The following is a 7,618-nucleotide window of genomic DNA, read 5'->3' on the forward strand; positions in this document are numbered from 1 at the left end:
CCCGGCGGCAGGACGGCCCGGACGTGCGACGGGCCCGGCTGCGAAGGCCCCCGGACATGCGAAGAGCCCTGACATACGGGGGATGCCAGGGCCTGGGTTTCGCACGGCCCCCGCAGGGCCGCTGGTGCCGGAGGTCCGGCGACGGGTCGGTGTGCCGGACGGGTCAGGCAGCGGTGCGGTGGCGCTCCAGCACCGTGTCCACGCCGTGCTCGGCGGCGAGTCGGCGGAGGTCGTCCAGCTCGGACTGCTCCACCTCGGCGAGGAACTCGTCCCCGGCCTCGATCGCGCGGTGCAGGTCCTGCTCGGCGTTGGCTATGCGCTGCAGGATTCCGGCCTTGAAGGCGTCCATACGGGCCCCCTTACTGTGTCGGACGTGCACGGTCGTGCGCTCTCCGCCCCGGGGAAGGTCCAGCCGGTGAAAGCACCCAGGCCGGAAGGTGGTGGCACTCCGGACGGGTGCGGAGACGGCCTTCGGCCGCTCCCGGTGATGTCCCAGCCCCAGGGCCGGCGCGGATGAACGCACGGCGGGTGGGTGCGATCGGCCGTCAGCCAGATCGCGGGTGTGCAGCTGTCCTCCCCGCCCCCAGGGCGGGGAAACCTTTCGGCGCGAGAAAGTTGCCCGTGTCACAGTCCAAGCGGAGTGGTGCGGATGCGAACAGTCACCACTGCGGACCCGGGTTCCGTGCCCGAGGGGCAGCTTATCGCTGCTTTACCGCCCGACCAGGCAGGATGGAGGCACCGTCGGAGCCGTGCGTCCGCTTCCGGGGCCGGCCTGGAGAAGGGACAACGACCGTGCGGGTTCTCGTCGTCGAGGACGAGCAGCTGCTTGCAGAGGCCGTCGCGACCGGTCTGCGCCGCGAGGCGATGGCCGTCGACGTGGTGTACGACGGGGAGGCCGCGCTCCAGCGCATCGCGGTCAACGACTACGACGTCGTCGTCCTGGACCGCGATCTTCCGCTGGTGCACGGGGACGACGTCTGCCGCAAGGTGGTCGAGCAGGGCCTGGCCACCCGGGTGATCATGCTGACCGCCTCCGGCGACATCAGCGACCGGGTCGAGGGCCTGGAGATCGGCGCGGACGACTACCTTCCGAAGCCGTTCGCCTTCAGCGAACTCGTCGCCCGGGTAAGGGCGCTGGGCCGCCGCGCGACCATCCCGCTGCCCCCGGTACTGGAACGGGCCGGCATCTCGCTCGACCCCGGCCGGCGCGAGGTGATCCGCGACGGGCGCACCGTCCAGCTCGCCCCCAAGGAGTTCGCCGTCCTGGAGGTGCTGATGCGGGCCGGCGGTGCCGTCGTCTCCGCCGAGCAGCTCCTGGAGAAGGCCTGGGACGAGCACACCGACCCGTTCACCAACGTCGTGCGCGTCACCGTGATGACGCTGCGCCGCAAGCTCGGGGACCCGCCGGTGATCGTCACCGTGCCGGGCTCCGGCTACCGGATCTGACGACCGGAGTCCGTCCACCCCGAGACTCCCCGCCGTAAGCGCCCGCCCCGGCGGACGCCCCGAGAGGACCATCATGACCACCCCGCCCCCGGCCGGCGGGGCCTCCGGCGCGCCCGCCGGCGGCCCGCGTGCCGTCCCGCCGAAGCCCCTGACCCCGCCGCGCGTCCACCGCCCCGGGCCCTACGTCCCCGGCGACGGCATGCTCGCCTGGTTCCCCTTCCGCCCCACCATCCGGATGCGCCTCACCCTGCTCTACGGCGGGATGTTCCTGATGGCCGGCGTGGTGCTGCTGCTCCTGATGTACGTGTTCTTCCAGGACGCCGTCTCGAACCTGGTGCCGCGCAAGCTGGTCTTCGACGGCAGCATCCGGGTCACCGGCTCCGACGGCGTCAGCTCCACGATGACCAGCACGGACTACAACCAGTGGCAGGCCGCCGACTTCCTGGCGCGCTCCAACTCCGCGCTCAACACCCTGCTGCGCAAGTCGCTGACCATGCTGGTCTGCCTCGCCGTGATCGCCTTCGCGGCGGGCTACGCGATGGCCGGCCGGGTCCTGCGCCCGCTCGGCCGGATCACCCGCACCGCCCGCGACGTGGCCTCCTCCGACCTGCACCGCAGGATCGAGCTGGACGGCCCGGACGACGAGCTCAAGGAGCTCGCCGACACCTTCGACGGCATGCTGGACCGGCTGGACCGCTCCTTCGACTCCCAGCGCCGCTTCGTCGCCAACGCCTCGCACGAGCTGCGCACCCCGTTGGCGATCAACCGCACCCTGCTGGAGGTCCAGCTCTCCGACCCGGCCTCCTCCGCCGACCTCCAGCAGCTGGGGAGGACCCTGCTGGCCACCAACGAGCGCAGCGAGCAGCTCGTCGAGGGCCTGCTGCTGCTCGCCCGCAGCGAGAACGAGCTGACCGACCGCCGCCCGGTGGAGCTGTCCGAGGTGGCCACCCGGGCACTGGAGCAGACCCGCGGGGAGGCCGACAAGCGCGAGGTCGAGCTGCGCTCGAAGCTCGATCCGGCGATGGCCGCCGGCAACGGCGTGCTGCTGGAGCGGCTCGCGCTCAACCTGCTGCAGAACGCCGTCCGGTACAACACCCCGGGCGGCTGGGTCGAGCTGGCCACCACCGCGGTGCCCGGCGGCGGCGAGCTGGTGGTCTCCAACACCGGCCCGGTGGTGCCCGGGTACGAGCTGGAGCACATCTTCGAGCCGTTCCGCCGGATCAAGGGCGCCGACCGCACCCGCAGCGACAAGGGGGTCGGGCTCGGCCTGTCCATCGTCCGCTCGGTGGTGCGCGCCCACGGCGGCACCATCGAGGCCACGCCGCGCGCCGGCGGCGGCCTCACCATGAGGGTCCGCATCCCCTCGCCGTAAGGGTCGAACGCCCCTTCCGCAGGCGACCGTTTCCAGCCGCCCCCGCCAGGCCCGTCAAGACGACATAAGGCCTGGCGGGGGCGGCTTGTCTTTTCCGGCCCGAGCAACTTACGGTGTCGTAACCTACGCAACCGTAGGTGAGTCCGTCGGCGCCCCGCCGACGGGTCCACGACGTGTCCCCGTCCAGCGCGCCCGTCCCAGCGCGTGCCGTCCCCTCAGGAGCACCACCGTGACCATCGCCCCTGTGCAGAGCAGCTCCCCGCTCGTCGCGAGCGGCTGGACCGACGCGCGGCTGATCCTCGCCCTCGAAGAGGTCGTCGAGAAGGAGCTCAACCGCCACCTGGGCGTGGCGAAGGAGTGGATGCCGCACGAGTTCGTCCCGTGGAGCCAGGGCCGCGACTTCGACGGCGTGCTGGGCGGCGAGGCCTGGTCGCTGGAGCACTCCAAGGTGACCCCGGTCGGCCGGGTGTCGCTGGTGGTCAACCTGCTGACCGAGGACAACCTGCCCAGCTACCACCACGAGATCGCGACCATGTTCGGCCGCGAGGGCGCCTGGGGCACCTGGGTGCACCGCTGGACGGCCGAGGAGGGCCGGCACGGGATAGCCATTCGCGACTACCTGCTCGCCACCCGCGCGGTCGACCCGGTGGAGCTGGAGCGGGCCCGGATGAGCCACATGTCGGAGGGCTTCGAGTCCGACAACGCGCACAGCATGCTGCACTCCGTCGCGTACGTGGCCTTCCAGGAGCTCGCCACCCGCATCGCGCACCGCAACACCGGCAAGTACGCCGGCGACCCGCTCTGCGAGCAGCTGCTGGCGAAGATCGCCAACGACGAGAACCTGCACATGGTCTTCTACCGGAACCTGCTGAAGGCCGCCCTGGAGATCGCCCCGGACCAGGCCATGCGGGCCGTCGCCGACGTGGTCACCGACTTCCGGATGCCCGGCCACGGCATCCCCGGCTTCGAGCGCGCCGCCGCGCAGATCGCCCTCGGCGGGGTGTACAACCTGCGCATCCACCACGACGACGTGCTCCAGCCGGTGCTGCGCCACCTCAAGGTGATGGAGATCGGCGGGCTCGGCCCGGAGGGCCTGCTGGCGCAGAACGAGCTGGGCGTGTTCCTGGACGGGTTGGACGGCCAGGCCCGGAAGTTCGAGGAGCGCCAGGCCGCCCTGCTGGCCCGCCGGGAGGCCCGGAAGAACGCCGGCTGAGATGCTGGACCGAGCGGTCGGAGTGGGTGGATTTCCCGCGGTTTGCCCTGGATGATTCTGAACGTGACCAAGCTCACACCGTGTCGCTCCATGATTCCGGGCAACCCCGGAGAGTGATCACCTGATCAGGGGTGTCGATCGCCGTCCGTGACCGGATTCCGATCACCGGTCGGTCCGCGGAATCGGTCGGCATCCCTGATGGACAAGGGATTCCACAGGCATCCACACCGATTGTGCTCACTGTGCGTGGTCGGTTTACCGGGTCCCCGGAAGGCTGGTGATGGCCCAGCGTGAGGCCTTCCACAGCCCTGGGGATCACCCCGATGGAGCCCGGGCTGAGTGTCGATTGAGTAACAGGGCTTGAAGTAAGGCAAAATCTCCGCCTCGGGTCGGGCACAAGACCGACCCCCCATGCGTTACGTGCGCTGGAGATACCGCACACACCGCACAACCCGGAGGGGGAGAGCGAAAAATGGCAACCGACTACGACACCCCACGCAAGACCGACGACGAGCTCAACGAAGACAGCATCGAGGAGCTCAAGGCTCGGCGGAACGACAAGGGCGGCAGCTCCGTCGACGTCGACGAGTTCGACGCCGCCGAGGGCATGGAGCTCCCCGGTGCCGACCTCTCGAACGAGGAGCTCGCCGTCCGCGTCCTGCCGAAGCAGGCGGACGAGTTCACCTGCATGAGCTGCTTCCTCGTGCACCACCGCAGCCAGCTCTACAGCGAGAAGAACGGCAACCCGATCTGCCGGGACTGCGGCGCCTGAGCACCGCGGCGGACAGGACCCGGTGCCCGCGGCTGCGCCCGCGGGACCGGTACACCGCTCCTTCCGGCCCCGGGCAGCGGGGCCGGACGGCAGGTCCGGGAACCGTCCGACTGGACGGGCCCGGGAGGACGGAGTCGGCCGGTCGACCGGTCAGGACAAAGTCGTAGGGACGGTCCCGCAGCAGCGGAACCGTCCCTCTCCGTTTGTCCGGCCTCTTCCGTCCGGCTCGTGTCCGGGCCCGACCGACTCGCGGCCGGCCCGGTCCGCCTCAGGTGCGGGCGCCGCGCCGGGCGTCCTCCAGCGCCTCCGCCAGCTTCATCGGCGAGCGGGTCGACAGGTAGAGGTACGGCGTCGGGTCGGTCGGATCGGTCACCTCGACCCGAAGCGCCGTCGGGACGTAGCTGCGCAGCAGCATGAAGGCGCGCGGATCGGCCTTCCGGCCGCGCCAGGCCGCCGCCTCGGCGGGGCTCAGCGCCTGCGCGCCGCCGAGCGCGTCCACCGGGATCCGGGCCGGGCCGGCCACCAGGGAGCCCTGGACCACGCGGATGCGGGCCGAGCCGTAGCTGCTGATCGCGACCGCGCCGGCCGCGATGCCGACCACCAGTCCGATCAGCGCGGCCGGACCGCTGACCCGGATCAGGATCAGCGCGAACGTGAGGCCCACCGCGATCGGGAGCAGCCACCAGGAGCGCGGCACCGTGAGGCGTTCGTCGTACATGCCTCCATTGTGGTCGCCCTGACGTCCGGCGCGGGACGCCACCCCCACCGGAGGCCCCGCTACCCCTGGGTAGGCTGGGGCCCCGTGACCGGTACGACAGCCCCCAGCACCCCCACCGACCGGCTGGCGCCCGCCACACCGCCGTCCCCGACCACCCCGCCGCCGGACGCCGTCCTGCCGGAGCGCCACCCCCAGGCGCCCGCCCCCGGCACCCGGCTCGGCTCCCACTACGAGCACTGCTTCGGCTGCGGCCCGCAGCACCCCGGCGGCCTGCGGATCGACGCGGTGGCCGGCGAGGGACTCGACGTCACCGCCGAGTTCCCCGTCCGCGACGCCCACCAGGGCGGCCCCGGCCTGGCCCACGGCGGGCTGCTGACCACCGCCATGGACGAGACCCTCGGCACGCTCAACTGGCTGCTGCACGCCCCCGCCGTGACCGGCCGGCTGGAGACCGACTTCCTCAGCCCGGTGCCCGTCGACTCGGTGCTGCACCTGCGCGCCTGGGTCACCGGCGTGCACGGCCGCAAGATCTACAGCGCCGCCGAGGCCCGGATCGGCGGACCGGACGGGCCGGTCGCCGTCCGGGCCCAGGCCCTCTTCATCCAGGTAAAGCTGGAACACTTCACCACGCACGGTCGTCCCGAGGACATCGAGAAGGTCCTCGACGACCCGGATCTGATGAAGCGCGCACGAGCCTTTGAGGTGAACCCTTGAGCGACACCCCCCGCCCGCAGCTGGACGTCCTGATCAAGCGCATCGACCCCGAGCTGCCGCTGCCCGCCTACGCGCAGCCCGGGGACGCCGGTGCCGACCTGCGCACCACCGTCGACGCGGAGCTGGCCCCCGGTGAGCGGGTCATGCTGCCCACCGGCGTCGCCATCGCCCTGCCGGACGGCTACGCGGCCTTCGTCCACCCCCGGTCGGGCCTGGCAGCTCGTTGCGGTGTTGCCCTCGTGAACGCCCCGGGGACGGTCGATGCCGGGTACCGTGGAGAGATCAAGGTGATCGTCGTCAATCTGGACCCGCGCGAGGGGGTCAGCTTCCGCCGAGGGGACCGGATCGCCCAGCTGGTGATCCAGCAGGTCGAGAAGGCCCGTTTCCACGAGGTGGAGGAGCTGCCTGGGTCGGCACGCGCCGAGGGCGGGTTCGGGTCGACCGGCGGCCATGCCGCGGTCTAGCATGCCCGCGGCCTCGCAGGAAGCCGAGCAGGCATTCGCATCGGTCTTGGACCGGGAAGGGCAGTGACCGTGTTCCGTCGTCGCCAGAAGAGCGAGGACGCTGTCGAGCAGCTCGCCGACGACGCCATCAGCGCCGACGAGACGGCCGATGACGTCGAAGGTTCCGCCGAGAGCGAGAACGTGACCGAGCTGGACCCGGCCGACAGGGTCGGCCTGCCGCCGGCCCCCCGGCCGGACGGTCCGTGGGACCACTCCGAGCTGGAGAACCCCGAGGAGGGGCGCGTCGACCTCGGGGGTCTGCTGGTCCCCGGTGTCGAGGGCATGGAGCTGCGCGTCGAGGTCGCCGGTGACGCGATCGTGGCGGCAACCCTTGTGCTCGGAAACAGCGCCATCCAGCTCCAGGCCTTCGCGGCCCCGAAGTCGGAGGGCATCTGGGGGGAGGTCCGGGAGGAGATCGCCAACGGCATCACCTCGCAGGGCGGCCTCATCGAGGAGGAGGAGGGCCCGCTCGGCTGGCACCTCCGCGCCCGGGTCCCCGTGCAGCTGCCGGACGGCACCCAGGGCGTGCAGCTGGTGCGGTTCGTCGGCTGCGACGGTCCGCGCTGGTTCCTGCGCGGCGTGATCTCGGGCCAGGCCGCCGTGCAGCCGGAGATGGCCGGGATCCTGGAGCAGGTCTTCCGGCAGACGGTCGTCGTGCGCGGCGAGTCCCCGATGGCTCCCCGCGACCCGATCGTCCTGAAGCTTCCCGAGGACGCCCAGATGGTCGCCGACGGTGGCGGGGCGACCGCCGCCGCCGGTGAGGGCGAGAACCGCTTCGGCGGTGCCGCGCTCGACCCGTTCGCGCGCGGCCCGGAGATCACCGAGGTCCGCTGACCCGGCTCAGGCCGTCGGCTCCGGCCGGCCCTGATCGGCACTGATC

8 protein-coding genes and 1 pseudogene are annotated in these 7,618 nt (G+C 71.8%); 7 read left to right on the forward strand and 2 right to left on the reverse strand.

Going from position 1 to position 7,618, the window contains the following annotated elements:
- Positions 1 to 163: 163 nt before the first annotated feature.
- A complete protein-coding gene (locus tag ACFU6K_RS24175) occupies positions 164 to 349 on the reverse strand; it encodes a hypothetical protein (RefSeq protein WP_030057688.1) in 186 nt (61 codons plus the stop codon).
- Positions 350 to 792: 443 nt separating this feature from the next.
- Between ACFU6K_RS24175 and ACFU6K_RS24180 the strand changes: the two genes are divergently transcribed.
- From ACFU6K_RS24180 to ACFU6K_RS24195, 4 genes are all read left to right on the forward strand, one after another.
- A complete protein-coding gene (locus ACFU6K_RS24180) occupies positions 793 to 1,446 on the forward strand; it encodes a response regulator transcription factor (protein WP_030057689.1) in 654 nt (217 codons plus the stop codon).
- A gap of 73 nt (positions 1,447 to 1,519) precedes the next feature.
- Positions 1,520 to 2,818 (forward strand): sensor histidine kinase, encoded by a 1,299-nt coding sequence (locus tag ACFU6K_RS24185; protein ID WP_380666270.1) that lies wholly within the window; start codon positions 1,520 to 1,522, stop codon positions 2,816 to 2,818.
- A gap of 229 nt (positions 2,819 to 3,047) precedes the next feature.
- Positions 3,048 to 4,031, forward strand: coding sequence for an acyl-ACP desaturase (locus ACFU6K_RS24190; RefSeq protein WP_380666272.1), 984 nt, complete (start codon positions 3,048 to 3,050; stop codon positions 4,029 to 4,031).
- A gap of 472 nt (positions 4,032 to 4,503) precedes the next feature.
- Entirely contained in the window at positions 4,504 to 4,803 is a 300-nt protein-coding gene (locus ACFU6K_RS24195; protein ID WP_030285479.1) for a DUF4193 domain-containing protein, read from the forward strand.
- A 268-nt stretch (positions 4,804 to 5,071) separates the two neighbouring features.
- Here the strand turns inward: ACFU6K_RS24195 and ACFU6K_RS24200 are convergent, their stop codons facing one another.
- Positions 5,072 to 5,521, reverse strand: coding sequence for a DUF3093 domain-containing protein (locus ACFU6K_RS24200; protein WP_380666274.1), 450 nt, complete (start codon positions 5,519 to 5,521; stop codon positions 5,072 to 5,074).
- Between the two features lie 123 nt (positions 5,522 to 5,644).
- On the opposite strand from ACFU6K_RS24200, the gene ACFU6K_RS24205 reads away from it, so the two are divergent.
- From ACFU6K_RS24205 to ACFU6K_RS24215, 3 genes and pseudogenes are all read left to right on the forward strand, one after another.
- Positions 5,645 to 6,235, forward strand: a complete 591-nt coding sequence (locus ACFU6K_RS24205; RefSeq protein ID WP_380666278.1) for a PaaI family thioesterase — start codon at positions 5,645 to 5,647, stop codon at positions 6,233 to 6,235.
- A pseudogene (gene dut, locus ACFU6K_RS24210) lies at positions 6,232 to 6,766 on the forward strand (dUTP diphosphatase). The gene ACFU6K_RS24205 and the pseudogene dut overlap by 4 nt, the downstream one beginning before the upstream one ends.
- Before the next feature lie 2 nt (positions 6,767 to 6,768).
- Positions 6,769 to 7,572, forward strand: coding sequence for a DUF3710 domain-containing protein (locus ACFU6K_RS24215; RefSeq protein ID WP_380666276.1), 804 nt, complete (start codon positions 6,769 to 6,771; stop codon positions 7,570 to 7,572).
- The last annotated feature ends 46 nt before the right edge of the window (positions 7,573 to 7,618 follow it).

The sequence above is a fragment of the Kitasatospora sp. NPDC057512 genome, from assembly GCF_042802135.1.
Classification (GTDB): Bacteria; Actinomycetota; Actinomycetes; order Streptomycetales; family Streptomycetaceae; genus Kitasatospora.